The following is a 26,607-nucleotide window of genomic DNA, read 5'->3' on the forward strand; positions in this document are numbered from 1 at the left end:
TCTGGGCGGAATGCGTTTCCGCCAGGTTTCCGTATTGGTATGGATGGCGCTGGGCCTCAGTGCCTGCGGTGGCGGCGGCAACGGCAATGTGAAGCCGGCCCCTGCCTATACACCACCGGGGCCGGGTTATTCACCGCCTGGATCGGGTTACTCTCCGCCCACGGGTCCAGGGTCGGGTGGCAGCACGCCACCGCCAACAACACCGCCCACCACGCCGCCCACCACGCCGCCGCTCACGCAGCCGCCGCTCGATGCGCAGCTGTCGCTGACCAATACCTATGCCGCCCGCAGTGCCGGCTTCACTGGCACAGGCGTGACCATCGGCGTGGTCGACAGCGGCATCATGCGCAACCACCCGGCGCTGGCGGGCAAGGTCACCCAGGAATTGACCTATATCAACCCGGCGACCAACAACCTGTCGGTGGACGATGTCGTCGGCCACGGTACCTGGGTTTCGGAAATTGCCGCCGGCAGCGCCTTCGGCAAATTCGCGGGCGGCATTGCACCGGGCGCCAGCCTCGTGTCGGCACGCATCATCTCCGACAAGGCGCCCGACGATGACGGATCGACGCCGCCGTCCACGGTATCGGGGCAGGATGCCGTGCCGTTCGGTTACATCAATCAGGATTTGATCAATGCCGGCGTGAAGGTGATGAACAACTCCTGGGGTGGCATTACCTGGGACGCGAGCGACACCGCCACGACCAAGGGCTTCCACGATGCGTACGCGCCGTTCGTCAACGGCGGCGGCCTGGTGGTGTTTGCGGCAGGCAATGATTCACTGCCCAATCCCAGCACCATCGCCGCGCTGCCCAGCATGCCGGGCGCGGAGGATCTGCAGAAAGGCTGGCTGGCCGTCGTCGCCCTGGACAGCAGCAACCCCACGCAGCTGGCGAGTTATTCGAACAAGTGCGGCGTGGCCATGAACTACTGCCTGGCCGCGCCGGGCAACGTGGTTGTCAGCGGCAAGGACGACACCACCAGCAACCAGACTTACTGGATCGTCGAAGGCACTTCGCTGTCTGCGCCTGCCGTATCCGGTGCGGCAGCGGTGGTGTGGCAGGCGTTCCCGTACTTCACCAACGACCAGGTGCGCCAGACTCTGCTGGGCACGGCGGACGATCTGGGTGCGCCAGGCGTGGACTCCACCTTCGGTTATGGCGAGCTCGACGTGGGCAAGGCCATCCTGGGTCCGGCCAAGTTCGACTGGGGCAACTTCGACGTCACGCTCAACATCAACTCCACCTGGGGCAATGCGATCAGTGGTAGCGGCGGTCTGACCAAAGACGGCACCGGCACGCTGACGCTGACTCAGGACCCGAGCTATACCGGCGACACGTTCATCGAGCACGGTGCGCTGGTTGCACCGTCGATTGCCGGCAACCTCTACATCGACCATGTCGATGCGATCATGAGCGGCGCGCACAGCTTCGGTGCGGACGTCCAGAACCTGGGCACGCTGGTGGTGGCCGGCGGTGACGTACATATCAGCGGCAGCTACTACCAGGGCTTCACTGCCACGGACGGCCAAACCGGTCGACTCGCGCTGGAGTTGGGGCGTTCGCTCAATATCGATGGCCAGGCCGTGCTCGTTGGCGGCAATCTTTATGTGATTGGCGCCATGCAAGGCTATGTGGCCAACTCGCACACCAACGTGCTCACCGCCAAGGGTGGACTCACGGGCCAGTTCACCGGGCTGGATGTGGCCTCCGGCGTGCTGCTCGCGGCCACGCTCAACTACGACAGCAACAGCGCGTGGCTCAACGTGACCCAGGTGCAGGCCAGTGCCGTCAATGGCATGACCTACACCACCGCTTCGTATGGTGCTGCACAGCGCGTCGACAATGCCTTTGGCGCAATCAACTCCCAGCTGGGGCAGGGCACGCCACCGATCGGCGGCACGCCGGTAGGCACGGACTTCATGCATGGCGCAGCCAGCCTGCAGCAGACGCAGACCACCGCGGCCTTGCAGCAGTCGCTGGAAAGCCTTTCGGGCCAGCTGCACGCCGCCAGTGCGGCGATGACCTTCGAAGCGATCGATGCCGGTACGCGTGCGCTGTCGGATCATTTCGACGGGCTGGTCGATACGCGCACGACCGGCGGCTGGGCGCAGACGCTGGGTTACCACGGCAGCATGAGCCGCAGCGGCTACGGCGACGTGGGCTACGACCTCAGCGGATGGATGGCCGGCCAGGACCGCAAGCTCGGCAGCAACGGCGTGCTGGGTTTTGCCGTGAGCCAGAGCCAGGGCCTGGGCCGTCTCGCTGAATTCGCGGACCAGGGCCAGAGCAATGCCGTCGAAGGCATGCTCTACGGCGGCGTCATGCAGGACAACTGGTACAGCATGGGTCGACTCGGTTACGGCACGTACCGGGAGAATATGCGCCGTCACCTTGAGCTCGGCAGCGACGTGTCAGGCGTGGCCAGCGATACCAACGGCCGCTACACCGTGGCTTATGGCGAAAGCGGCCTGCGTACCTCGTTCGGCGGCATCCAGATCACGCCCTACGCCAACATGCAGTACGCGCACATCCAGCGCGATGGCTTCAATGAACTGGGCGGCTACGGCTTCGGCCTGAAGAGCGGCGAGCAGGATGTGGAGCGTTGGCAGGCCGGCTTCGGCGTGCGTGCGGGTCATACCTGGTCGCTCGCCGGTGGCGGCAGCCTCGGCCTTCAGGCGCGCGCGCAATGGCAGCAGGCCTTTGCCATGCATGGTGACGTGTTCGACGCGAGCTTCACTGGTGTTGACCAGTGGGCGCCTGTCGGTGGCGTGGGGTTGTCGCGCTATGAAGGGCAGGTGGGCTTGTCGCTCGACTGGACGATGTCGGCGCGTTCTAGCCTGCAGTTTGGGATGGATCAGTATTTTGGGCAGAACAGCCAGGGGATGATGGGGATGCTCAATTATCGGCTGAATTTCTGACGTAGCTCTCTCTCCCTCTCCCCGTCGGGGAGAGGGTTGGGGTGAGGGGCGGGTGCTCGCGGGAACGGTTCGATCTCGTCATCACGGCGCAGGCGGGAGGCGCTGTTCAGCAGCCGAATGGCTGGTCATCCAGAGTCTCGGTTTCTGGTTGACGCGTTACCGCCGGCGTGCCGCCTACGCGGCGGGCGTTTCGACTGCCTGCCGGCAGCCGAGTCACTTTTCTCTTGCTGGCCCAAGAGAAAAGTAACCCAAAGAGAATGGCCTGATAACGCCCGCAGCATCGTGTTGGGATAAGCCCGAACGCTTGAGGTGCGTCGTTGAGGGACAACCTCCGAGGGTACACAGGGGATACTTCCAAGCGCTGCGCAACGCGCCCGAATCGCTGAGGACTTAAAGCGAGGCCTCGCTGCGCATCGGCCTTAGGCATCGCTCATTCACTCTGCCACGCCTGCTTGTCTGTGGGAGCGCACCCTGTGCGCGACAGCCACGCTGTGGTGTACCGCTCCGTAGGTTTGTCGCGCACAGGGTGCGCTCCCACAGGCAAGCGGCTCGCATGGTTGAAACCGTGAGCCACGGCGCGGGTGCTCCCTTGTAGGAGCGCACTTGTGCGCGACCGCCGCGCTGGGGTGTATCGCTCCGTAGGCTGGTCGCGCACAAGGTGCGCTCCTACAACAGCCCCGGTAACTCCATGCACTTCACTTCACCCACTTCCCGTCGGGAAGTGGGACTGCCTTTTCGCAAATCCCAGCTGTCACTCCTTGCCGTGAAACAACTCGCGGCCGATCAGCATGCGGCGGATTTCGTTGGTGCCTGCGCCGATTTCATAGAGCTTTGCATCGCGCAACAAGCGGCCTGCCGGGAACTCGTTGATGTAGCCGTTGCCGCCGAGGGTCTGGATCGCTTCCAGCGCCACCTTTACCGCGTTCTCCGATGCATTGAGCAGGCACGCGGCGGGGTCGATGCGGGACTTTACGTTGTGGTCGAACTGCTGGGCGACCATGTACGCAAAACCGCGCGAACTCTGCAGTGCGGTGTACATGTCGGCGATCTTTGCCTGCATCACGCCGAACGTGCCGATGGGTGCGTTGAATTGCTTGCGCTCGCGCACATAGGGCAGGGAGATGTCGAGCGCCGCCTGCATCAGTCCGATGGGGCCGCCGGAGAGCACCAGGCGCTCGGTGTCCAGGCCGCTCATCAGCACGCGCACGCCTTCGTTCACTTCGCCGACGATGTTCTCTTCCGGAATCTCGCAATCCTCGAACACCAGCTCGCAGGTGTTGGAGCCGCGCATGCCGAGCTTGTCGAGCTTTTGCGCGGTGCTGAAGCCCTTCATGCCTTTTTCGACGATGAAGGCCGTCATGCAGCGGCTGCCCGCCGGACGCGGCGCCGTGCGCATGTAGACCAGCAGCACGTCGGCATCGGGGCCGTTGGTGATCCACATCTTGGAGCCGTTGGCGACCCACACGTCGCCCTTCTTCTCCGCCTTGCAGCTCATCGAGCCGACGACATCGGAACCGGCGCCCGGTTCGCTCATCGCCAGCGCGCCCACGTACTCGCCCGAACAAAGCTTGGGGATGTACTTGCGACGCTGTGCTTCGTTGCCGTTGTGGAAAATGTTCTGCACGCACAGATTGGAGTGCGCGCCATAGGAAAGACCGACCGAGCCGGAGGCGCGCGAGATTTCCTCCATCGCCACCATGTGCGCGAGGAAGCCCATGCCGGTGCCGCCGTATTCTTCCGGAATGGTGATGCCGAGCAGGCCCATGTCGCCGAACTTGCGCCACAGGTCGGCGGGAAACAGGTTCTCGCGATCGATGTGGTCAGCGCGGGGAGCGATCTCCTTCTCGGCGAACGCGTGCACGCTGTCACGCAACAGATCGATCTCTTCACCCAGTGGAAACGGACGCATGCCTTCAAACTCCGGAATTGCGGAAGATCTCCATGGTACCGCGGCGGCCTTAACAAGCCGTTGCGCGACGCACAAGCCCTCGGGGGTCAGGCATCGGAGGTATTGAGTGTATTCGCCAGCTCGGCAAGCCGGTCGCGCTGGACCAGTACCTGCGCAAGCTGGCCCAGCGCGAGGCGGGCTGCATCGTCGTCAGCGCTGGCGGCGAAGGGCTCCAGCCATGCGGCATCGTCGGTGGTGACCTGCGCCGTGAGACCGTTGGCCAGCGCATCACCCAGTTGCGCCAGCGCCTTGACCGCAGCGTCACCGGCGCGAACCACGGCGTCGCGCGCTGCCGGCGATGCAATGATTTGGCGATTGGCGCCGAGCGCAGACAGCTGCCCCAGCAAGGTATGCGCCGCCGACAGAAATCGCAGCAGGCTTTCCGTGCCGCGGCTGTGGCGCCCTGGTTCGCGCAGCATGTTGGCGAGGACGGCGCTAAGCGTGGCGTTGGCGTTGTGCGCGTCGCGACGGGCAATGCGATAGTTCAGATCGTCACGACGACCGCTGGCGTACTGCGCGATGATCTGTTCGAGATAGCGCGCATCGCCACGCACGGTATCGGACAGCACCTCGTCGAAGCGGCGTCCCTGCCAGTCGGGCAGTACCAGACGCATGGCCAGCGCGGCGATGGCCGTGCCGATCAAGGTGTCCAGCAGGCGCGGCCACATCACGTCGTAACCGCTGCCCACCTGGTTGAAGCACAGCACCACGAACAGCGTGATGGCGGCTGTCGCGGTGGTGTAGCGGCGCAGTCGTGCCGCGAAAAAGATCACGCCCGACAGCACCACCAGCGGCATCTGCCATGGGCCGAACGGCAGCAGCTTCAACGTGGCCCAGCCGAGCACGAGACCGACGACGGTACCCAGCACGCGCTGCACGAGCCGCAACTGGGTGGCGCCATAGCTGGGCTGGCACACCAGCAGGGTGGTCAACAGGATCCAATAGCCATGCCGCGGATGCATCGCAAGCAGCACCGCATAACCCACCAGCAGCGCCAGCGCGAGGCGCACGCCATGGCGAAAGCGAAACGACCGCGGCGTCAACTGGATGCGGATGCGTTCCCACGCATCGGTGATCGACTGCGGACCCGGGTGTTGCAGCAGTCGTTCCGAACGACTGCCGCTGAGTCCATGCGGCGCATGACTGGCCAGCAGTTGCTGGATCGAAGCGAGATTGCGCACCAGTGCATCCACCGCGCGCAGCAGATGTGCCGGTGGTGGTTTGGCTTGCTCGCGCAACGCGTCGAGCGCGCTGTGCAGATCGCTCACCGTGGCGACACTGTCGGCACGGTTCGTGGCGGTGGGCTTGGTGTGAAAACGCAGCGCCTCGGCTCGCTGACGGCAGGTTTGTGCTTCCAGCCGCAGCAGGTGTTCGCAGCGGAACAAGACGTCGCTATGAAATAGGGCCTCGGCCAACGCATCGTAGGGGTAATGGGCGGAACTGATGCGCTCGTGGATGTCCTGCGCGAGGAAGTACATCTGCAGTCGCGCGGCCATGGCGCCGCGGGGGCGGCGTGCACCGATGCGATCGACCAGCATCAGTCGCGTGTCGTTGAGCGCTTCCACCACCCGTTCGTTCTGCATCGCCAGCGCCCATTGCATCGCTTCGCGATCGACGCCGTGGACGGGTGTAAAGAGTGCCGCCTTGCCTTCCATGCAATCGGCCAGCGCATCGAACAACCGCGCCAGCGACAGGCGTAGCGCCTGCTGCGGCGCCAGCACACTCCACAGCAACGACAGCACGCCATACCAGGACGCGCCCGCCAGGAGCAGGGCGGGCTGATACCACCAGGGGCCACTGACCGCCTGGTCGGCGCCAATCATGGTGTACACCGCCAGCAGGAGCGTCGCGCCAGCCACCGTGGCGTAGCGCTCGCTCGCGGCGCCCAGCATCACCAGGGCGAAGGTGGACAGCGGCAAGCCGATGGCAAACAGCGCGGGGTAGGGAAACAACCATTGCACGGCCATCGCCGAGAACGCGAAGCAGGCCAGCGTCAGCAGCAAGGTGGTGAGGCGGCTGCGCCAGTGGTCCTCGGTCTCGGCCAGTGCACAGGCGATGATGCCCAGCAGGACCGACACCACCGCTTCGATGTGTCCGGTGCCAAAGCACCAGGCCACCGCGCCGCTTAAGGCGAGGAAGACGCGCAGGCATTCGGCGTAGCGGTCGGAACCGCGCACGCGGCGCCAGCGGTAGGCGAGGGAGGAGAGCATGACGCCAGCATACGATGCCGCCTCTTTCCTGTGGGAGCGCACCCTGTGCGCGACGGGGCGTGCGACAACCTGTCGGACATGCAGTCGCGCACAGGGTGCGCTCCCACAGGAGGTGGTCGCGGGCCAACAAAAAACGCCGGCACGAGGCCGGCGTTTTCTTCAAACCTGCCGCGAGTACTTACTGACCGCGCATGCGACCAGCGAAGCGCGGACCGTGGTGGCCCATGGTCGGCAGCTTGATCTTGCCGATCGCTTCGATGCGCTCTTCGGCCAGACGGTCGGCCGCCTTGTAGGTCGGCACGCCTTCGGTCTTGGAGATTTCGAAGATGCGGCCCAGGTTGTAGTAGATGGTGCGCATCATGCGCATCGCACGCTCGCGGTTGTAGCCGTCGATTTCCAGCGACACGTTCATCACGCCGCCGGCGTTGACGGCATAGTCGGGCGCGTAAAGCACGCCGCGACGCTGCAGCTCGTCGCCGATGGCGTCGGTGGCCAGCTGGTTGTTGGCCGCGCCGCAGATGATCTTGGCCTTGATGCGGTCGATGGTCTGGTCGTTGAGCGTGCCGCCCAGGGCGCACGGCGAGTAAACATCGGCGTCGACGTCGTAGATCTCGTCCAGGCCCACGGCTTCGCAGCCCAGCTCATCCACGCAGCGCTGCACGGCATCCTTGTTGATGTCGGTGACGAACACCTTGGCGCCCTGTTCGCGCAGCAGCTTGATGAACTCGCTGCCCACGTGGCCGCAGCCCTGCACGGCGTAGCTGTACTTGCCCACGTCTTCGTTGCCGTGCTTGACCTGCAGCGCGGCCATCAGGCCCTGCAGCGTGCCGAACGCGGTGAACGGCGACGGGTCGCCCGAGCCGCCGTGCACCTGGTGCACGCCGGTCACGTATTCGGTTTCACGGAACACGTATTCCATGTCGTTGACGTCGATGCCGACGTCTTCGGCGGTGATGTAGCGACCATTGAGCGAGTTGACGAACAGGCCGAACGCGCGGAACAGCGCCTCGGACTTGTCCTTGCTCGGATCGCCGATGATCACCGCCTTGCCACCGCCCAGGTTCAGGCCGGCCACGGCGTTCTTGTAGGTCATGCCGCGCGACAGGCGCAGCACGTCATTCACCGCGTCCTGCTCGGTCTTGTACGGCCACATGCGCAGACCGCCGAGCGCAGGGCCCAGCACCGTGTTGTGGATCGCGATGATGGCCTTCAGGCCAGCGTCCTTGTTATGGCAGAAGACGACTTCTTCGTGACCCGTTTTGGCGATGGTTTCGAAAATCATTGGAACGGAAACTCCAAGTTGTGTGCCCGGGGACGGCACGCCGGAATGGCGGCGGGTACGGTGCAGCGCGGACCCGCCAAGGCTGAAAACGCCTGAAACTCAAACGCCCCAGCAGGGCTGGGGCGATGAATCGAGTTCCCAATTCTAATACGCGGCGGGGGAACACTGGTGCCGCGGCGCATCAAAGCGCGGCCGTACGGGCTTGCGAACCAAGCGCAGACGCCTGCGAAACGGCGTCGCCACGGCGGTTGCCGCTTAGCCCTGTGCCCACACGCCTACGCTGAGGTGCCAGCCGTCGCCGCGCTGCACATAGTGCGGGTGCACATAGTGATAGCCCGGACGCGCCGGCTCCCAATGCCCGTGCATGGCGACGTACTTGCGACCGTTCCAGTGCCAGTATCCGCGGGCCCAGATATAGCCAGGCCGCGGGGCGGGTTCTTCTTCGATCACTACGGCCGGCGGCGCCTGCGGGGCAATCACTTCGACGTAGCCAGGGGCCGGCGCGGGTTGTTCGACAATGACGGGGCGGCGGCGCGGCGCGGGTTGTTCAACCACGCAGCCGCTGGCCAGCATGATGACGGTGGCGAGTGCGGCGAAACGAATCGTCGTAGACATCGACATGGATGAATGGCCTCTCTGTTTGAATGAAGGGAGCTGCGGCGCGGAACCATGACGCGCAAGGCTGTGCATCAGCTTTCACGCCGTCGCAGGTTTTTCTCTTTCGTGGCAAATACTTGCGATCGCCCGGGTGCGGGCGGCGCGCTCACTTTGGACGAGCACTCTGGTTGGGAAGCGGGCGGCATTGCGCCGCCCGCACGAAGCTGAAAATCAGCGGCCCCAGTAACCGTTATGCATGCGCCAACCATCGCGGGCGTGTTCCCAGTGCGGCTGGTGATAGACGTAACCAGGGCGGGCGCGGACCCAGGCGCCGCCCATCCAGACGTGGCGACCGCCATCCCAGTGCCAGTAACCCGGCGCCCACACATAACCCGCGCGCGGCGGCGGCACGACCTCGTAACGCGGCGGCGGCGGTGCGACACCAATGCCGACGGAGACATCCACGCCAGCCGTGGCGGTCGGGGCATAGCTCATGGCGCCCGCGCTGGCGACGCCAAGAGCGGCGAGCAGGGCGAGTTTGCGGGTAATGCTCAGCATGATGAAGTCTCCTTGGTTGACGGCCGCACCCCGCGGCCTCACGACGGGGAACGGCGTATTTCCTTGCCTTGTTGACCGTCGCCGCCGGGCTCGTTCAGGTTCGCGCGGGCAAATCGCTGCGATCCATTCAGATTTTTGACGCGAAAAGAACGAACGATCGTGCTATTTTATTGTCCATGAACGCTACGACCCTCGGCAAACGCGCCGCCACGCGCGAACTCATCCTCGATCACGCCTACGACATGGCGCGCCGCGACGGCCTGGAAGGGCTGTCCATCGGATCGCTGGCGGCAGACGTGGGCATGTCCAAGAGCGGTTTGTTTGCGCACTTTGGGTCGCGCGAGGAGCTCCAGCTGGCCGTCCTGGAAACCGGGCAGCTGCGGTTTCTGCAGAACGTGAAATGGCCTGCGCTGAAACTGCCGCGCGGCCTTGCCCGCGTGCGCGCCATTGTCACCAACTGGGTGGCGTGGGCGCAGGAATACCAGAGCGGCTGCGTGCTGCTCACCGCGGCGAGTGAATATGACGGCCGCGAGGGCGCCTTGCGCGATGTGGTGATCAAGCAGCAATCGGGCTGGCGGCAGGAGATGTGCCGCGCCATCGAACATGCCGTGGCAAACGGCGAGCTGAGCGACGACACCGACGCTCCTCAGCTGGCCTTTGAGATCTACGCACTCATGCTGGGCCTGCATCACGACGCGGCCCTGTTCGGTTTCGATGAAGCGCGCCGGCACACGCTGGCGGGCTTCGAGCGCCTCATCAACAGCTACAGCCCTCGCGCTGCGCGGAGTGTCACGCCATGAACCGCCAAACCACTTCGGCCAAGCCTCACCGCCGCGGGCCCGGCGCCTTCAAACTGGGCGTCGTGCGCGCCGGTTTTGCACTGGGCAGTCGCATCGCGCCGAAGCGCGCGGTCAAAGGCGCGGTGCGCATCTTCGTGACGCCCTTCGCCAGCAGCCGAGCACGCGCGCAGGCGGCCAGGCCGGATCAGGACATGCAGCGCGGCGAGCTGGACGTGCATGGCAAGCGCATCGCCACCTATGTATGGGGTGATCCGTCGCGCCAGCCCTATGTGTTGCTGGTGCATGGCTGGTCAAGCTTTGGCCTGCGCTATCTGCCCTGGATCGAACCCTTGCGCGAGATGGGCTATGCGCTGGTGGCGTTCGATCAGCCAGGGCATGGCCTGAGCGATGGCCGCCATTGCACCTTGCCCGATTTCATCGAGACCGTGCGCGAAGTGGGCCGTCACTTTGGCAACGCGGCGCTCACCATCGCCCATTCGCTGGGCGGTGCGGCTGCGACGATGGCCCAGGGTGAGGCTTGGCATGCAAAGAAGCTGATCCTGATCGCGCCCGCCGCCGATCCGGTGGCGGCCACGCAGCGCTTCACCCAATTCGTGCGCCTGGGCCAACATCTGAGCGGCCGCCTGCATGACGGGCTGGAGGCCATGACCGGCATCAATATTCACGATCTGCAGGTGCATCGCCATCTGCCGTCGCTCGGTCAGCCCGGCCTGATCGTGCATGACCTGGACGACCACGACGTGCCATGGGCAGAAGGCGAGCGCTATGCACGCCATTGGCGCGGCGCCCGTCTGTTCACCACGCAGGGGCTGGGGCATCACAAAGTGCTCGATGCGCCCGAGGTGATCGAGGCGTCGCTGGCATTTCTGCGAGGCGAGAGCGTCGGGGAGCGCGTGGTGTCTTCGCCAAACCTGCCGTTTGGAGTCGATTGAGGCGCCCGTCGCGCACAGGGTGCGCTCCCACAGGAGGCGGTCGCCTGTTGTGGGAGCGCACCCTGTGCGCGACAGACCTCTCACGATACCTCTGCGCACGGTTGTCGCCCAAACCCCGAAAACCGTTGCCAATCAGCGCCCCTCCGCGCCGCAACATGTTCCAAACGCAACCATCCATTAAAATGGTGGGTCCGACGCACCCGCAGTCCCGGAGTCCCCATGAGTTCCCCCGCCCAGCACGTTTCTGCCAGCGCCGCCCACGCGGAAAGCCGCCCGTTGCGCTTCGTCACCGCCGCCAGTCTTTTTGACGGCCACGACGCTGCGATCAACATCATGCGTCGCATCATCCAGGCGCAAGGCGCCGAGGTCATTCATCTCGGTCATAACCGCTCGGTGGAAGACGTGGTACGCGCCGCGCTGCAGGAAGACGCCGATGCGATCGCGCTGTCGTCCTACCAGGGCGGCCACGTCGAGTACTTCAAGTACATGGTCGACATGCTGAAGGAACAGCATGCCTCGCACATCCGTGTATTCGGTGGCGGCGGCGGCACCATCACGCCGGAAGAAATCCGCGAGCTGCAGGCGTACGGCGTCGAGCGCATCTATCACCCGAACGACGGCATGAAGCTCGGCCTCACCGAGATGATCGAAGACGTGATGCTGCGCACGCGCGCCGCCGCGGTGAAGCGCGCGAAGGAAGAAGAAGCCAGCGTCGTCACGCCGATGGTCGACATCAGCAATGAGATCGCCGTGGGCCACGTGCTGTCGGCCATCGAAGAAGGCGAGCTGGCCGAGGCCGAACTGGAACACCTGCGCAAGCAGTGGAAGATGGCCGGCAAGCACACGCCGGTGCTCGGCGTGACCGGTACCGGTGGCGCGGGCAAGTCCTCGGTGGTGGACGAACTGCTGCTGCGCTTCCTGCACGCTTTCCCCGAGATGCGCATCGCCGTGCTTGCGGTGGATCCGACGCGTCGCCGTAGCGGTGGTGCGCTGCTGGGCGATCGCATCCGCATGAACTCCCTGCGCAGCCATCGCGTCTACATGCGCTCGATGGCCACGCGCCGCCAGCACGCTGCGACCAGCGCCGTGCTGCGCGATTGCATCGATTTCCTCAAGGCGCAGCCGTACGACCTCGTGATCGTCGAAACCGCGGGCATCGGCCAGAGCGATTCGGAGATCGTCGACCTGGTGGATTTCCCCACCTATGTGATGACCAGCGATTACGGCGCGGCGAGCCAGCTCGAGAAAATCGACATGCTCGATTTCGCCGAGCTCATCGTGCTCAACAAATTCGACAAGCGCGGCGCGGAAGACGCGCTGCGCGACGTGCGCAAGCAGTGGAAGCGCAACCGCACCGCGTTCACGCTCACCGACGAACAGGTGCCGGTGTATCCGTCCATCGCCAGCCAGTTCAATGATCCGGGCGTGACCTGGATGTTCAGCAATCTGTGCCGCCTGATGCGCGAGAAGCTCAGCCTGCCGGCGGAGAAGTGGACGCCCAAGCTCGACACCACGCTGAAGGAGCCGCGCGCCACCGTGCTCATTCCGGGTAGCCGCGTGCGCTACCTTGCAGAGATCGCCGAGCAGGGTCGCGGCATCAACAAAGAGATCGAGCACGAGGCGGAGTTCGCCAGCAAAGCCCAGCACTACTACGAATCGCTGAAGGAACTGGGCGATACGCACCTGCCGCGCGAGCTGGCCCGCTATGAATCCGAGGCGCTGCACGAAGAGGGCGCCGATCGTACGTTGCTGACCCTGCGCCAGCGCTACAACGCGGCGATCAAGGAGCTCAGCCACGAAGCGATCCACCTGCTGCACGACTGGCCCAAGCGCTACAAGTCGGTGACCGACGAGGTCAACGAATACAAGGTGCGCGACAAGGTGATCCGCGTGGAGAACTACCGCGTATCGCTGAGCCACCAGAAGATCCCGAAGGTCTCGCCGCCCAAGACCAAGGACTGGGGCGACCTGCTGCGCTTCCTGATGCGCGAGAACCTGCCCGGCTATTACCCGTATACCGGCGGTGTCTATCCGTATCGCCGCACGGGTGAAGATCCCACCCGCATGTTCGCGGGCGAGGGCACGCCCGAGCGCACCAATCGCCGCTTCCATTACCTGAGCCAGGGCGGTGCGGCCACGCGCCTGTCCACGGCGTTCGACTCGGTGACGCTGTACGGCGAAGACCCGGCGCCGCGTCCGGACATCTACGGCAAGATCGGCAATTCCGGCGTCAATATCGCCACGCTCGATGACATGAAGAAGCTGTACTCCGGCTTCGATCTCAGTGCGCCGAGCAGCTCCGTGTCGATGACCATCAACGGGCCGGCGCCGATCATCCTCGCGATGTTCATGAACACCGCGATCGACCAGAACGTCGAGAAGTATCTGAAGGAAGACCCGGCGCGCTGGGCTGAGGCTGACAAGAAGATCGCCTCGATGTTCCCGAACGGCCGTCCGCAGTATTCGGGCGAGCTGCCCAAGGGCAACGAAGGCCTGGGCCTCGGCCTGCTCGGCATCACCGGCGACCAGCTGGTGGATGCGGACACCTACGCGCGCATCAAGGAAGAAACTCTGCAGAACGTGCGCGGCACGGTGCAGGCGGACATCCTCAAAGAGGACCAGGCGCAGAACACCTGCATCTTCTCCACCGAGTTCGCGCTGCGCATGATGGGCGACATCCAGCAGTATTTTGTCGACCACAAGGTGCGCAACTTCTATTCGGTGTCGATCTCCGGCTATCACATCGCCGAAGCCGGCGCGAACCCGATCAGCCAGTTGGCCTTCACGCTGAGCAACGGCTTCACCATCGTCGAGTACTATCTCGCGCGCGGCATGAGCATCGACGATTTCGCGCCGAATCTGTCGTTCTTCTTCTCCAACGGCATGGATCCGGAATACACCGTGATCGGCCGCGTGGCACGCCGCATCTGGGCCCGCGCGATGCGCGAGCGCTACGGCGCCAGCGCGCGCAGCCAGATGATGAAGTACCACATCCAGACCTCGGGCCGTTCGCTTCACGCGCAGGAAATCCAGTTCAACGACATCCGCACCACGCTGCAGGCGCTGTATGCCTTGTTCGACAACTGCAATAGCCTGCACACCAATGCGTACGACGAAGCCATCACCACCCCGACCGAAGAGAGCGTGCGTCGCGCGGTGGCGATCCAGATGATCATCAACAAGGAACTGGGCCTCAACTTCAACGAGAACCCCTGGCAGGGCAGCCACATCGTGGATGCGCTTACCGACATCGTCGAAGAGGCGGTGTACAAGGAGTTCGAGGCGATCAGCGAGCGCGGTGGCGTGCTCGGCGCGATGGACACCATGTACCAGCGCGGCAAGATCCAGGAAGAGTCGATGTACTACGAGCAGAAGAAGCACGACGGCAGCCTGCCGCTGATCGGCGTGAACACCTTCCTGCCCAAGGACCACGGCGGCGAGATCGCCACCGAGATCGAGCTCATCCGTTCCACCGAGGGCGAGAAAGGGCAGCAGATCGACAACGTGCTGGCCTTTGGCAAGGCGCGCAATGAGCTGGCGCCGGAGAGCCTGAAGGTGCTGCAGGAGACGGCGCGTGATCGGCGCAATGTGTTTGAGCAGTTGATCGAGGCGGTGAAGTACAACTCGCTGGGGCAGATCAGTCATGCGTTGTATGACGTGGGTGGGGAGTATCGGCGGAATATGTGATTGGCCTTTTTTCTCTTCTGTTGGTGAAGGGGTGGGACAAGGTCAGGTTCTGAGAGAGCCGCTCCAATCGGGGCGGCTTTTTTTGTCATCCCGGCGCAGGCCGGAAGCGCTCTTCAACAGCCGGATGGCTGGTCATCCAGAGCCTCGGTGTTCGGTTGTCGCGATACCGCGATCTGGCTCGCCTGCCGCGGGCTTCCGTCCTCCTGCCGGAGGCCGGCCGCATCCCTGCGGCCACCCTTCGGGCTTTCCTCCACCCGCCCGCCGCGTCATACGGGGACCCCGGGGATCAAGAGCCGAACAACGCGCGACGTTGCTGGGCCACGCGGCGCCCTTGTAGGAGCGCACTTGTGCGCGACCAGCCGACGGAGCGATACATCCCAGCGCCGCGGTCGCGCACAAGTGCGCTCCTACAAGGGGTACGTCGCGGCTGTCGCATCAAAGCCGCTGATCGGTCCTTTGTGGGAGCGCACCCTGTGCGCGACAAGCCTACGGAGCGATACACCCAGGCGTGGCGGTCGCGCACAGGGTGCGCTCCCACAGACAAGCCCTGGTCACCGAGCATCGGCGCAGCGATTCGACGGACTCTGTTCACTGCTGCCACCGCGCTCTCCCGCACACCCGGCCATCCACCGCCATGCTAGCCTCCGATTTTCACCTCGCTGGCGGCACCCATGCTCATCGTCCACCATCTCAACAACTCCCGTTCCCAGCGTGTGCTCTGGCTGCTGGAAGAGCTGGATGTGCCGTATGAGCTGCGCAAGTACGAGCGTGATCCCAAGACCATGCTGGCGCCGCCGGCATTGCGCGCCATCCATCCCTTGGGAAAATCGCCGGTGGTCGAAGACGACGGGCAGATCCTGGCGGAGTCGGGCGCCATCATTGAATACCTGGTCGACCGTTACGACACCGGTCGACTGGCTCCGCTGCCCGATATGCCTGAGCGCCTCCGCTTTACGTATTGGCTGCATTACGCCGAAGGCTCGGCCATGCCGCCGCTGCTGCTGAAGCTGGTGGCGTCGCGTATTGCCTCGGCGCCGATGCCGTTCTTCGCCAGGCCCATCGCGAGGCAGATCGCCAACAGGCTGCAGTCGACCTTTGTCGATCCGCAGCTGGCCTTGCATCTGAATTACGTCAACAACGAACTGGCGCAGACCGGCTGGTTCGTCGGCAGTGAATTCAGCGCGGCGGACATACAGATGAGCTTTCCGATGGAGGCAGCCATGGCGCGCAGCGGACTGCGCAGCAAGCTTCCGCACATCGCCGCGTTTGTGAAGCGCGTGCAGCAGCGTCCGGCGTATCGACGTGCGCTGGAGCGTGGCGGTCCCTACACGCTGGGCTGATGGCGTGGTTCAAAGAGTGCGCTCTTGCGGGGGCTGGCCGGGGGTCTGCGTTTGGGTGGGTTGGTGATGGACCCTGTCCAAGCGCACGGCGTTGCCCGCAAGAGCGCATTTTTTGCGCCACGTCATCGCCGCTTTCGATGCGACGAAATCAGGAAGGTTTGCAACCGGTGCCGCAGGTGCATGGTTGCTGCCCGCTCACCCGACCTGCGGCCGCCCGGCTGCAAGCCTTCCTGATCTCACCGACATGCCGGCACGCCGATGCGACCACTGGCCGTATCGAGAACGCCGATGGGACGAATCCGCTTACAGCGTGAGTTCCTGCTAACGCAGTCGCCGGTTGTGTCGCGTTCGCGCAGGGGCGAACAGGCGGCGCTGACTGAGGCATATCAACAGATAAAGCGACGACAGGGCGAGGCCGCGCCATACAGCTGCGTCATCGCCAGGTCGCAAGATCAGTTGAACGATGGAGAGCACGAACAGCAGGCCCGACAGCACCATGCCGGCAGTTCGCCATCCGATAGCGCGGGAGCGGTTTGTGTGGATCGCCATGTCGATATTGTCGTCAGGCGATTCGTAAAGAATCGATATCGCCCAGCCGCGTGCGGCATATAAATCGCGTAAAGATTGCGACGCGCCGTTCGTTGGATCTTTCGAAACAACGAACCATCGCTTTGCTTGCAGCGCTCCGTCTCATGCGAGATGGACGTCCATCGTTCGACGCGCCGAGCACGCGCTAGACAGCCGCGCTTCATGCTCGCGAAAGTCCTTTGTAAGTTACAGACGTACGCAGTTAAAACGCTGTGTGAAGCGACAAGTCGGTGCAAGCAAGCGAAAGGTGGCTGCAGCTCTCGCGGAGTAACAGGGACACAGACTTTCCCTGTTACTTCATCCGAAGGCGCGTCGTGAAACTCCCCATCTTGATGTATCACAATATTGCGTCGGTGCCCGACGGCATCGATGTCTACCGCAGTCTCTATGTATCGGCCGCCAAGTTCTCGCGACAGATGGCCATGCTGCGAGCGCTGGGCTATCGCGGCCTGTCGATGTCCGATGCGATGCCTTACCTGCGCGGTGAGCGCACAGGCAAGGTGGCCGTACTGACCCTCGACGATGGCTACGTCGACAATCTCGAATCCGCGCTGGACACGCTGCGTCGCCATGGTTTCACCGCCACATGCTATGCGGTGAGTGGTTACCTCGGGCAGTACAACGCCTGGGACGGCGAGAAGCTCGGTATCCGCAAGCCGCTGATGTCCGTCGAGCAACTGCGCGCGTGGCATGACGGCGGTATGGAGGTGGGCGCGCACTCGCGCACGCATGTGCGCCTGAGCCAGTGCACGGATCAACAGCAGCGCGACGAGATCCATGGCAGCAAGGCCGAGCTGGAAGATCGCCTCGGCGTCGGCGTGACACAGTTCTGCTACCCGTACGGCGATTACGACGATCGAGCGGTGGATGCCACGCGCGACGCAGGTTATGTCGCCGCGACGACGACGGATCGCGGGCGCGCGAGTGCCAGCGCGACGATCGATCTGTGGCGCCTGCCGCGCATCCAGGTGGCGCGCCATCACGTGTTGCCGCAGGTGGCAGCCAAGGTCCTCACCGGTTATGAGGATCGACGCGCATGAAGCTGCTCTTCGTTGGAACCAATCCCGAGAACACGGGAGCTGCCACGCATTTCGTGGCCTTGGCGCGTGCGCTGTCGCAGGCCGGGCATCAGGTGGAAAGCATCGTGTCCCGCCATGGCCTGATCGGCGCAGGGATGCAATCGGCCGGTATTGCCACCTTTCCCAGCACATTCCGCAATGCGTTCGATGTGCGCGGCTATGCCACCGTGCTTCATCGCATCGCGCAATTCGCGCCCGACTGGCTGGTGGGCAACTTCGGCAAGGAATACTGGCCCTTGATCGTCTGCGGTCGCCTCACCGGTACGCCGGTGGCCTTGTTCCGCCATCGCAATCCGCGCATGAGCAAGTTGTCCGAGTATGGCGTGCCGCGATTGGCGCAGCGCTTCATCGCTGTATCTGAATACGCCAGAGATGCTTACCTCGCGCGAGGCGTGCCGCCGGATCTCGTGCACATCTCATATAACCCGGTCGACACCAACCTCTATCGTCCCGATCCGCAGCGGCAGGCGCAGGTGCGTCGCGAATTTGGCATACCCGAAGACGCCGTGGTGATGGGTTACGCCGGACGCATGCACGGCGGCAAGGGTGTTGCGCAACTCATGCAGGCTGCCAATGCCGCCATGGCCAGAGAACCGCGCCTGCACGTGCTGTGGGTAGGTAATGGTCCGGAAGAACACATGCTGCATGGCATGGCCGAGCAGGGCGGTGCGGCGACGCGGCATCACTTCACCGGTTGGGTGGACGACACGGCGCGCTATTGCCCGGCATTCTCCTTCCTCGCCTTTCCCTCGGTGGAACCGGAGACGTTTGGCCGTGTGGCCATCGAAGCAGAGTCGTGCGGGGTACCGGTGCTAGGCAGTCGCATCGGCGGCATTCCGGAAACCATGGAAGATGGCGTCACCGGGTTGCTGATCGAGCCAGGCGATATCGCCGCTTGGCGGGATGCGATCGTGACCATGTGCGACCCCGAGCTATCTCGCCGCATGGGTGTCGCCGCGCGCGTCCATGTGATGGAGTGTTTCAGCAATGTGGCAGTCGCACGAGATTTCGAATGGCTGCTGCGATTTGGTGGCGCACCGGTGCCCCATCTGCATCACATCGCCACCTGAGCAGGCTCAAGAACTTACGTCCATGTGGTCATGGCAAATGCTCATAAAGAGAGCTTGCTGCGCTGTCATCTCACTGTCATAAACCGTCTACACTCTGAGGTGATAGCGCCGGCGGGTTGGCCGCGCGCGTCCGTTTTTTCCGAGCGCTTACGTGGGGAGAAACACATGCGCAGCAAGCTGGCAGTTGCCCTGGCCTTCGCCGTATGCGCGACCGGCGCGCATGCCGATGGCAATAGCAATAACAATAGCTTCAACGACATCTTCACCAACGGCCACGTCGATGGCGAGTTGCGTCTCTACGACTTCGACCGACTGTACGACACGCCGGCTACACCCGACGCACATGCACTCTCACTGGCGGCATTGATCAACGCACAGACCGGCGCGTTCTGGGGTGGCTTCAGTGTCGGCGGCTCGTTCGTGACCGCGAATATGTTGGGCACCAAGGACGACAACCCCGCCAAGGTCGACACCTCGCTGATGGGCCCCAACAGTTCGCTGGGTGCCTGGAGTCAGGCTTATCTGCAGTTCAAGCGCGACTGGTTTCTGTTCCGTGGCGGTTACCAGTACCTCAATACGCCGTGGATGGGCGGCAATGATTCGCGCGTGATTCCTTCGTCGTACAACGCGGCGCTGGCGCAATTCACGCCGCTGAAAGACTGGAACATCTTCGCCATCCGCACCTTCAGCTGGAAGAGTCGAACCTCGAACGGCATGTACGACGACAACCTGTACTACCCGTCGAAATACAGCGGCGATTCGATGTACGGCAATAACGGCGCGCTGCCGCTGACGGCGCCCGAAGCCAACGGCACCTGGGCCGCTGGCACCAACTACACCGCCGGCGGTTTCAAGGGCGAAGCCTGGTACTACGATTTCCTGCGCTTCGCGCGAATGGGTTACGTCAACGGCAGCTATACGTTCACCACCGGCACGCCGTTCAATCCCTTCATCGCCGTACAGGCGCTCGAAGAGAACAGCAGCAGCGACAACATCCTCGTGCAGACCCATACCAAGCTGGTGGGCGTGGGGGGCGACCGGGTGAAGGCCCAAGCGTGGGGTGCGGACATCGGTACGTCGATCTATGACGGCCGCATCGACTTCTCGTACAACAAGCTCGAAGGCGAATCCGGTGCGGTCGGCAATGGCGCGCTCATCTCGCCGTATACGGTCAACTACGCGACCGATCCCCTGTTCACCACGTCGATGATTCGCGGCCTGGTCGAAATCGGCCCGGGCCACGCATGGAAGGGCCGGGCGCAATACAACTTCTTCGACAAGAAGCTGCAGTTGGTGGCGGCCTACGCGAAGTACGACTCGGTCGAACGCGGCACCAGCCACGACTTGTACTTCGACATCATCTACAACATGGACAGCGTGCTCAAAGGCCTGCAGTTGCGCGACCGCTGGGAGCGCTCGGTGGGCGGCATCGCCAACCTCAATCCGGGCAATGAGTCGTTCACCTATAACCGCGTGATGATCTCGTACAAGTTCTGATCGACCCGCGCTGGCGGCGCGTGGCCGCCAGCGCCATCCCGCGGCTTGCATCGATCGCGCGTTCACGCCGTCGCGACAAAAAAGTGCTTGACTGTCGATTAACCAAGTGGTTAATTGACGACCATGGCCACTACCCAAGACAGCTTGTCGCTCACCTTCAGCGCGTTGGCCGACCCCACGCGACGCGCCATCCTGACCCGCCTGGCCAGGAGCGACGCCACCGTCGGTGAGCTGGGCGAACCCTTCGACATGTCGGCACCGGCCATATCCAAGCACCTGCGCGTGCTGGAAGGCGCCGGCCTGATCGCACGGGAAGTGGACGCCCGCTGGCGTATCTGCCGTCTCCGGGCGGAGCCCATGCATGACGCGCACGATTGGCTGGAGGCCTATCGCCGTCATTGGGAAGACAGCCTGGATCGACTGGTTGAGTTTGTCGAACAGACCCATCGCGCCGATGCAAAGAAGCGTGGCAAAGGCGCCCCACGTGTACCGAGGAAAAAGCCATGAGCACCCAAGCTGCAACGTTCGAGCTGGAAATGACCCGCTTCATCCGCGCGCCGCGGGAGAAAGTGTTCGATGCTTTCACTGACGAATCCGCGCTTGCCGCATGGCACTGCCCACGCGGCCTGCATGTTGGCGAGGTGGCGACCGATGTGCGAGTGGGCGGACGCTACCGCGTCACCATGGTGAAGAAGGACGGCACCGTGCACGGCTCCAGCGGCACCTACCAGGTGATCGAGCGGCCCAAGTTCCTCGCCTACACCTGGGCCTGGGATGGCGAAGGCGACCTCGCTGCGCGCACCACGCTGATCGAGGTGACGCTGACCGAGAAAGACGGCGGCACGCAGCTGCACATGCGCCACACCGGCTTCCCCGATGCGGCCATCCGCGACGACCACAACCAGGGTTGGACGTCTGTCTTCAACCGGCTGGCGGACTATCTCGATCCAGATGGCTCAGCCGGATCTGTGGTGTTGGTGGGCAGTCCGATCAGCCCGTACGTGCGTGCCGTACGCATGGCGATGGCGGAGAAGGGCGTGGCGTACGCGCTCAAGTCGGTGGCCCCGCATTCGGCCGAGGCCGATGCGATCCATCCGTTCGGCCGCATCCCGGCCATGTACGACGGCCCGCTGCAGTTCTATGAAACGCGCGCCATCCTGCGCTACATCGACGAAGCCTTCGATGGACCGGATCTGCTGCCCACCAGTGGCGTCACCTCGCGCGCCAGGGCGGAGCAGTGGTACAGCGTGTTGGACGATTACGGCTACGACGCCATCGTCTCGCGCTTCATCCTGCAATACATGTTTCCATCGGGCCCCGAGCCGGACCGCGCCATCATCGACGCTGCGTTGCCCGATATCGACCGCCTGTTGGCCACGTTGGATGCAGGCTACGGCCAGCGCGATTTCCTGGTCGGCAACACACCGTGCATCGCCGACTATCTCGCCGCGCCGCTGCTCTATTCGCTGGCGCAGACGCCGGAAGGCCCAGGCCTGTTGGCGAAATATCGCAACGTGCAGCGAGCCATGCGGGTGATACAGGCACGGCCCAGCTTCATCGCGGCGGAGGCTGCCGTCGAGGGCGATCGCGCCGCCTCCAACGTCACGCCGTTGCGCAAGGCGAGCGCTGCGTAACGAATGATGAGTAAGCAGGCCGGAGCAACGCTGCCGTTGCTCCGGCCTCGCAGCACTCAATAGAGCGGCGTGCCTGCGTTATAGGCACTCACGAACGACTGCCAGTCCAGCGAAACTTGGGCCGCGTAGTTGAAAGCGAATGTCGACAATTCCGACTGAAGTCCGCTTGTGCTGCTGACCGCAGCGGTAATCTGCTTGTCGATGCTGTACGACACGATGGCGCTGTTGTAGTCCTGGTCGGAGATCGCGTGCGCCGAGGCGAGTGCCTGTCCCAGATACGTGGCTGCCGTGTTGAGCTTGCCCGCGCTGCTGAGCTGGGTGTAGTCAAAATCTTCCTCGAACGGCGACTTCTCGTGGAAGTAAAAGGCCATGCCATTGATGGTGGCGTAGCCGATCAAGACGTCCGCGTTGAGGGTCTGCGCCTTGGCGGTCATCGCGACGCGATTGGCCTCGTTGTTGCTGTAATCGGCGGCAGGCAGCTGGCCGTTGTCGGCCTCTGCCACCACGCTGCCCAGTTCCTGCTTGAGCTCGAGGATCACATCGTCCGAGGTCGACGTCGATGGGCCTTCGATCAGCACGTAGTAGCGCAGCTTGCCCAGGCTGCCCACGCCGGAGCCGAGCTTCTGGCGGATATCCTTCACCTGGTAATAGCTGGCCGCGTAGCGCTTGGACGATGAAATGCTGCTGATATAGCTGTTCATCGCCGCCACGATGGCGTTGTACGTGCTGCTGTTGACCGCGGCAAGGGTGCCGGCGATGGTCTGGAAGGTGCGGGTGCTGCCGCTCACCTGGGTGTACTTGCTCAGCAGGCTGGCGCGCGAGTCGCCCTTGGAATCGCTGATGGTGTCTTGCACGGCGCCGGAGGTATTGCCGTTCTTCAGCTGGAAGCTCAGCTCGTCGCTGCTGCCCTTGAAGTCGTTCATCTCGCTCATGTACGCCGACACCATCGTATTGATCGCGGTGGTGATGTCGCTGTCGGCAATGCCGTTGGCGCGGCCGGCCAGCACCATGCTGGTGGCGAGGCGGCGCAGGTCCCACACGTACTGGCCGAGATAGCCCTCGTCGAAATCGTCGGCAGAGAACACGTTGTTGCCGCTGCTGTCCTGCCACGCACCGAAATTGCCGATGTGCGCATCGCCGCCGATCCAGGTGAAACCCGTCTGTGACGTCGTATACGCCGACGCCGGGAGCGTGGTCATGTCCTGGTAGAAGATGTGGTCAGTGCCGCGATAGAAGTTGAACGCGCTCGCCGCCATGGTCGACATCTTGGTGGCGAGTTCGGCGCTGTCCGTGGCGGCCAGCGGATGATTGGTGTTGTAGATCTGCGATACCACCCAGCTGGTACGCGACGTGGCTGCCTGGGCAGCCGAAGCGAACAGCAGGCCGGCCGTAGCCAGTGCCAACAAGGCCTTCTTCATTGGGTCATCCCCCCGGATGCGTGAACCAGGCGCGGACCACCCGCGCCGGACAAGGTCGCCGCGGATTCAAGCAATGCGGGGTGACAGCGGCATGACGCTGGCAAGGCCGGCAAGACCTTGCGACGTCGTCAAGGATGGGGACGAACGACAGTGCGTCCGCTGAAGCGGGTCAGGCGGTGACTTCGCTCGCCGCCACTGCCAGCCCGGACACCACGCCCAGCGACGGATCGCCGTGCACCAGCGGAACCTCGGGGAAACACGACTGCACGCGTGCCTTGACCTGGGGCGAGCGCGAGGTGCCGCCGGTAAGGAAGACGCTGGCGGGCAGGGTGGCCAGGTCGTCGCGCACGGTGGTGAGTGTGCGCTCCAGCTGGATGAGGAAGGGCTCGATGGCCGTGTCCAGATCGCTGCGCGTGGTGTCCACGGCGAGGCCGTGTTCGATGAAATCCAGCGGCGCACGATGGGTGATGTCGCTGCTCAGCATGATCTTGGTGCGTTCGGCCGTCTGATTGAGCCGCGTGGTGGCGCCCAGTTCCTGCAGGGCACGCAGGCGTGGGCCATAGGGCGCGGCGACCAGGCGATAGTTCTGTTTGCGGAACTCGCGCTGCTTGGGCAGGTTGTGCACGCTGGCCGCTTCCACGAACTGGTGCTGCGGAATGCGCACGATGTCCTTGCCCATCAGCGGCATGAAGCTGTGCAGACTCACGCCCACGTCCAGATCGGTGCCGCCCTTGGGCAGGCCCCAATTGCGCGCGATGAACGGCGATGCGTCGCCACCCAGCTCCGCATGCGTCACGTCGGTGGTGCCGCCGCCGATGTCCACGATCAGCGCGTGCTGCCGGTCGCTGAGGCTCTTGTGGTAATGCATGGCCGCTGCGGCGGGCTCTTCCAGGAAACTCACCTCGTCAAAACCCGCCGCCGCCGCCGCTTCGCGCAGAATCTCCATGGCCTGTTCGGAACCTGCCGCGCCCATCGAGCTGCGGAATTCCACCGGGCGTCCAATCACCGCGCCGCGCACGGCTTCACCGAACTGGCGGCTGGCGGTGAGACGAATGTGCTCGAGAATATGCGTGGCAATGTGCACGATCACCTTGCGCACCTGCGGGTCCAGTCGATAGCCGAACATCGACTTGGGCGATTCGATGAGGTTGCCGCCGCCGCTTTCCAGATAGCCTTCCACCGCGTCTTCGCCGAACAGCGCATGCTGGAAGCTGGCGACCGAGGCGGTGGCCGCGCGCGCCTGTTCTTCCATCCATTGGCGGCGGACCACGCGCAAGGCATCGCGGCGCAGGTCGGCGTCCGAGCGGGCCGCCTCGTTGCCTGCCGCAGCGAGTCGGCGCAGATCGAGTCGGGCCGAGCGCATATGGGCTTCCATCTGCGCTTCCAGCTCGGGCGTGAGCTCGAAGTCGTTCGGGTCAGGCACCAGTTCGGGGAAATACACGGCCGTGCGGAACTGCTCGGCGGCGCCGAAGCGCACGAGCGTGAGTTCGCCGCCGATGATGGCGGCGGCCGCCGAATAGCTGGTGCCGAAGTCGATGCCGATGTGCATAGAGAAGCCGCGCGCTTAGGGGCAATCAACCATTATCTCAGGTCTGGCGATGGCGTGCCGAGATGGTGCGTCTCATGCCATCTGCGAGCGCGGCTCAATGGGGCGGTATCCCGGCAGCGCCGCGGCAATCGCACATGCCCAACCCCCGGGTTATAAGCATGTGCGATGTCGCGGCCGGGCGTCAGTGCGCCTTCCGGCGTGCTGAACGTAGAACGGGCTCATCGGCTTGACCGTCGACACCATCGGGTCTTTGGCCTGAGCGAGCATCTGCTGAAGCGGGGTGCACAGTGCGCCCATCACGCGCAATGCGCCATTCCCCATGTGGCACAGGACGGGTGTCGTAGGGATGGGACTACCCGCGGCTCATGGTGGCTGAGTGGCGCCCAGGCCCATCGCCGCCTTGGACCTCATCGCCGAGAGTAGGTCCGCGGCCGTCTCGCTTGAGAACGTCGGCGGCAAACACCACATTGGAGGTCAGCTGCGTTGGGGAGTTTCTGGCACTAAGCACCTGGGTCTGTCGACGGCATGCCAGCCCCGCCGCGCACCACTGTCACCTATGGGAAGGACCAACACATGAGCACGAAAACCGAAACGGCGATCCTGGCTGGCGGCTGCTTCTGGGGCATGCAGGATTTGCTGCGGCGTTACCCGGGCGTGTTGTCCACGCGCGTGGGCTATTCCGGTGGCGATGTGCCCAACGCTACTTACCGCAATCACGGCACGCACGCCGAGGCGCTGGAGATCGTGTTTGATCCCGGCGTGATCAGCTATCGCCAGATTCTGGAATTCTTCTTCCAGATCCACGACCCCAGCACCAGGAACCGCCAGGGCAATGACGTGGGCATGAGCTACCGCTCGGCGATCTTCTATCTCAGCGACGAGCAAAAGAAGGTCGCGGAAGACACCATCGCCGATGTCGACGCCTCGGGTCTGTGGCCCGGCAAGGTGGTCACCGAAGTCACGCCGGCCGGTCCGTTCTGGGAGGCCGAGCCGGAGCACCAGGACTATCTGGAACGCATTCCCAACGGCTACACCTGCCACTTCCCGCGAGCGGAGTGGACCCTGCCTCGGCGCGTGCAGTAATCAATGAGTGATGGAAGGGGCGGTCCAAGCGACCGCCCCTTTTTTTTTGACGCATAGGCGCGACATGCCGCTAGTCGTGCCCGGGCCAGAGTATGGCCTGGGCAACCACTACATGTTCGCCGTTGAAGGTGGCCGCGGGCGACCCGTAGAGTTCGTAGCCCAGCGCCAGCGCCTCGGAGACCCGCTGGCAGAACGCGGCGTCATCCTTGCCGGTGAGCAGGCGGTAGCGCGGTAGACCATCGGGTGGCGTGTTGGACATGCGAAGTCTCCTCGAACTTGACAGTTGCTGCGGCGCTTGAGTGTACGCAAGGTGTGGATCAGCCTGATCGCGCACTAGGTAGAAACACCTGGTTTCATCCCGTATTTCCCCGCATGTACTTCTTGCTGGCTGCAAAGGAAAGTACCGGCTACAGGG

Annotated in this window: 19 protein-coding genes; 11 read left to right on the forward strand and 8 right to left on the reverse strand. The window is 63.9% G+C overall.

What is annotated here, in order from left to right:
- The first annotated feature begins 10 nt into the window (after positions 1 to 10).
- Positions 11 to 2,920 carry a S8 family serine peptidase gene (locus AC1DKY_RS06100; RefSeq protein WP_441604260.1) on the forward strand — a complete coding sequence of 970 codons (2,910 nt, stop codon included), beginning with the start codon at positions 11 to 13 and terminating at the stop codon, positions 2,918 to 2,920.
- Between the two features lie 751 nt (positions 2,921 to 3,671).
- Here AC1DKY_RS06100 and AC1DKY_RS06105 read toward each other — a convergent pair.
- From AC1DKY_RS06105 to AC1DKY_RS06125, 5 genes are all read right to left on the reverse strand, one after another.
- Entirely contained in the window at positions 3,672 to 4,829 is a 1,158-nt protein-coding gene (locus AC1DKY_RS06105; protein WP_441604259.1) for an isovaleryl-CoA dehydrogenase, read from the reverse strand.
- A gap of 86 nt (positions 4,830 to 4,915) precedes the next feature.
- Positions 4,916 to 7,078, reverse strand: coding sequence for a YccS family putative transporter (gene yccS / locus AC1DKY_RS06110; protein WP_441604258.1), 2,163 nt, complete (start codon positions 7,076 to 7,078; stop codon positions 4,916 to 4,918).
- 178 nt (positions 7,079 to 7,256) lie between these two features.
- A complete protein-coding gene (locus AC1DKY_RS06115) occupies positions 7,257 to 8,360 on the reverse strand; it encodes a Glu/Leu/Phe/Val dehydrogenase dimerization domain-containing protein (RefSeq protein ID WP_441604257.1) in 1,104 nt (367 codons plus the stop codon).
- 255 nt (positions 8,361 to 8,615) lie between these two features.
- On the reverse strand, positions 8,616 to 8,981 hold the full coding sequence (locus AC1DKY_RS06120; protein WP_441604256.1) for a YXWGXW repeat-containing protein: 366 nt from the start codon (positions 8,979 to 8,981) through the stop codon (positions 8,616 to 8,618).
- Between the two features lie 207 nt (positions 8,982 to 9,188).
- Complete coding sequence (locus AC1DKY_RS06125; protein ID WP_441604255.1) at positions 9,189 to 9,515, reverse strand: YXWGXW repeat-containing protein; 327 nt, start codon at positions 9,513 to 9,515, stop codon at positions 9,189 to 9,191.
- Between the two features lie 68 nt (positions 9,516 to 9,583).
- Between AC1DKY_RS06125 and AC1DKY_RS06130 the strand changes: the two genes are divergently transcribed.
- The 9 genes from AC1DKY_RS06130 to AC1DKY_RS06170 all read left to right on the forward strand — a co-directional run bounded on the left by AC1DKY_RS06130 (position 9,584) and on the right by AC1DKY_RS06170 (position 22,142).
- Positions 9,584 to 10,315, forward strand: coding sequence for a TetR/AcrR family transcriptional regulator (locus AC1DKY_RS06130; protein WP_441604254.1), 732 nt, complete (start codon positions 9,584 to 9,586; stop codon positions 10,313 to 10,315).
- Positions 10,312 to 11,247 carry an alpha/beta fold hydrolase gene (locus AC1DKY_RS06135; RefSeq protein ID WP_441604253.1) on the forward strand — a complete coding sequence of 312 codons (936 nt, stop codon included), beginning with the start codon at positions 10,312 to 10,314 and terminating at the stop codon, positions 11,245 to 11,247. The genes AC1DKY_RS06130 and AC1DKY_RS06135 overlap by 4 nt, the downstream gene beginning before the upstream one ends.
- Before the next feature lie 219 nt (positions 11,248 to 11,466).
- The gene (locus AC1DKY_RS06140; protein WP_441604252.1) at positions 11,467 to 14,934 is read left to right on the forward strand and encodes a methylmalonyl-CoA mutase family protein; all 3,468 of its coding nucleotides are present in this window, start codon (positions 11,467 to 11,469) and stop codon (positions 14,932 to 14,934) included.
- Positions 14,935 to 15,605: 671 nt separating this feature from the next.
- Positions 15,606 to 16,274, forward strand: a complete 669-nt coding sequence (locus tag AC1DKY_RS06145; protein ID WP_441604251.1) for a glutathione S-transferase — start codon at positions 15,606 to 15,608, stop codon at positions 16,272 to 16,274.
- A 920-nt stretch (positions 16,275 to 17,194) separates the two neighbouring features.
- Positions 17,195 to 17,902 carry a polysaccharide deacetylase family protein gene (locus AC1DKY_RS06150; protein WP_441604376.1) on the forward strand — a complete coding sequence of 236 codons (708 nt, stop codon included), beginning with the start codon at positions 17,195 to 17,197 and terminating at the stop codon, positions 17,900 to 17,902.
- A complete protein-coding gene (locus AC1DKY_RS06155; RefSeq protein ID WP_441604250.1) occupies positions 17,899 to 19,011 on the forward strand; it encodes a glycosyltransferase family 4 protein in 1,113 nt (370 codons plus the stop codon). The genes AC1DKY_RS06150 and AC1DKY_RS06155 overlap by 4 nt, the downstream gene beginning before the upstream one ends.
- Positions 19,012 to 19,176: 165 nt before the next feature.
- On the forward strand, positions 19,177 to 20,508 hold the full coding sequence (locus AC1DKY_RS06160; protein ID WP_441604249.1) for a hypothetical protein: 1,332 nt from the start codon (positions 19,177 to 19,179) through the stop codon (positions 20,506 to 20,508).
- A gap of 123 nt (positions 20,509 to 20,631) precedes the next feature.
- Complete coding sequence (locus tag AC1DKY_RS06165) at positions 20,632 to 21,015, forward strand: ArsR/SmtB family transcription factor (protein ID WP_441604248.1); 384 nt, start codon at positions 20,632 to 20,634, stop codon at positions 21,013 to 21,015.
- Positions 21,012 to 22,142 (forward strand): SRPBCC domain-containing protein, encoded by a 1,131-nt coding sequence (locus AC1DKY_RS06170; protein ID WP_441604247.1) that lies wholly within the window; start codon positions 21,012 to 21,014, stop codon positions 22,140 to 22,142. The genes AC1DKY_RS06165 and AC1DKY_RS06170 overlap by 4 nt, the downstream gene beginning before the upstream one ends.
- Before the next feature lie 56 nt (positions 22,143 to 22,198).
- On the opposite strand, the gene AC1DKY_RS06175 is transcribed toward AC1DKY_RS06170, so the two are convergent.
- Both AC1DKY_RS06175 and AC1DKY_RS06180 read right to left on the reverse strand, forming a co-directional pair.
- The gene (locus AC1DKY_RS06175) at positions 22,199 to 23,560 is read right to left on the reverse strand and encodes a DUF2252 domain-containing protein (protein ID WP_441604246.1); all 1,362 of its coding nucleotides are present in this window, start codon (positions 23,558 to 23,560) and stop codon (positions 22,199 to 22,201) included.
- 169 nt (positions 23,561 to 23,729) lie between these two features.
- On the reverse strand, positions 23,730 to 25,109 hold the full coding sequence (locus AC1DKY_RS06180) for an Hsp70 family protein (protein ID WP_441604245.1): 1,380 nt from the start codon (positions 25,107 to 25,109) through the stop codon (positions 23,730 to 23,732).
- Between the two features lie 573 nt (positions 25,110 to 25,682).
- On the opposite strand from AC1DKY_RS06180, the gene msrA reads away from it, so the two are divergent.
- Positions 25,683 to 26,192: a peptide-methionine (S)-S-oxide reductase MsrA gene (gene msrA, locus AC1DKY_RS06185; protein ID WP_441604244.1), complete on the forward strand. Its 510-nt coding sequence runs from the start codon at positions 25,683 to 25,685 to the stop codon at positions 26,190 to 26,192.
- Between the two features lie 70 nt (positions 26,193 to 26,262).
- Here msrA and AC1DKY_RS06190 read toward each other — a convergent pair whose 3' ends face one another.
- Positions 26,263 to 26,451 (reverse strand): DUF1737 domain-containing protein, encoded by a 189-nt coding sequence (locus AC1DKY_RS06190; protein ID WP_441604243.1) that lies wholly within the window; start codon positions 26,449 to 26,451, stop codon positions 26,263 to 26,265.
- Positions 26,452 to 26,607 lie beyond the last annotated feature (156 nt).

The organism is Dyella sp. 01N448 (assembly GCF_056399225.1).

Bases quoted from the DNA above. Each gene is read 5' to 3' on its own strand.
- AC1DKY_RS06100 (WP_441604260.1), top strand. From the start codon at position 11: ATGCGTTTCCGCCAGGTTTCCGTATTGGTATGGATGGCGCTGGGCCTC.
- AC1DKY_RS06175 (WP_441604246.1), bottom strand. From the start codon at position 23,560: ATGAAGAAGGCCTTGTTGGCACTGGCTACGGCCGGCCTGCTGTTCGCT.
- AC1DKY_RS06165 (WP_441604248.1), top strand. From the start codon at position 20,632: ATGGCCACTACCCAAGACAGCTTGTCGCTCACCTTCAGCGCGTTGGCC.
- AC1DKY_RS06115 (WP_441604257.1), bottom strand. From the start codon at position 8,360: ATGATTTTCGAAACCATCGCCAAAACGGGTCACGAAGAAGTCGTCTTC.
- AC1DKY_RS06170 (WP_441604247.1), top strand. From the start codon at position 21,012: ATGAGCACCCAAGCTGCAACGTTCGAGCTGGAAATGACCCGCTTCATC.
- AC1DKY_RS06120 (WP_441604256.1), bottom strand. From the start codon at position 8,981: ATGTCGATGTCTACGACGATTCGTTTCGCCGCACTCGCCACCGTCATC.
- AC1DKY_RS06105 (WP_441604259.1), bottom strand. From the start codon at position 4,829: ATGCGTCCGTTTCCACTGGGTGAAGAGATCGATCTGTTGCGTGACAGC.
- AC1DKY_RS06190 (WP_441604243.1), bottom strand. From the start codon at position 26,451: ATGTCCAACACGCCACCCGATGGTCTACCGCGCTACCGCCTGCTCACC.
- msrA (WP_441604244.1), top strand. From the start codon at position 25,683: ATGAGCACGAAAACCGAAACGGCGATCCTGGCTGGCGGCTGCTTCTGG.
- yccS (WP_441604258.1), bottom strand. From the start codon at position 7,078: ATGCTCTCCTCCCTCGCCTACCGCTGGCGCCGCGTGCGCGGTTCCGAC.
- AC1DKY_RS06155 (WP_441604250.1), top strand. From the start codon at position 17,899: ATGAAGCTGCTCTTCGTTGGAACCAATCCCGAGAACACGGGAGCTGCC.
- AC1DKY_RS06180 (WP_441604245.1), bottom strand. From the start codon at position 25,109: ATGCACATCGGCATCGACTTCGGCACCAGCTATTCGGCGGCCGCCGCC.
- AC1DKY_RS06125 (WP_441604255.1), bottom strand. From the start codon at position 9,515: ATGCTGAGCATTACCCGCAAACTCGCCCTGCTCGCCGCTCTTGGCGTC.
- AC1DKY_RS06135 (WP_441604253.1), top strand. From the start codon at position 10,312: ATGAACCGCCAAACCACTTCGGCCAAGCCTCACCGCCGCGGGCCCGGC.
- AC1DKY_RS06150 (WP_441604376.1), top strand. From the start codon at position 17,195: ATGTATCACAATATTGCGTCGGTGCCCGACGGCATCGATGTCTACCGC.
- AC1DKY_RS06145 (WP_441604251.1), top strand. From the start codon at position 15,606: ATGCTCATCGTCCACCATCTCAACAACTCCCGTTCCCAGCGTGTGCTC.
- AC1DKY_RS06160 (WP_441604249.1), top strand. From the start codon at position 19,177: ATGCGCAGCAAGCTGGCAGTTGCCCTGGCCTTCGCCGTATGCGCGACC.
- AC1DKY_RS06140 (WP_441604252.1), top strand. From the start codon at position 11,467: ATGAGTTCCCCCGCCCAGCACGTTTCTGCCAGCGCCGCCCACGCGGAA.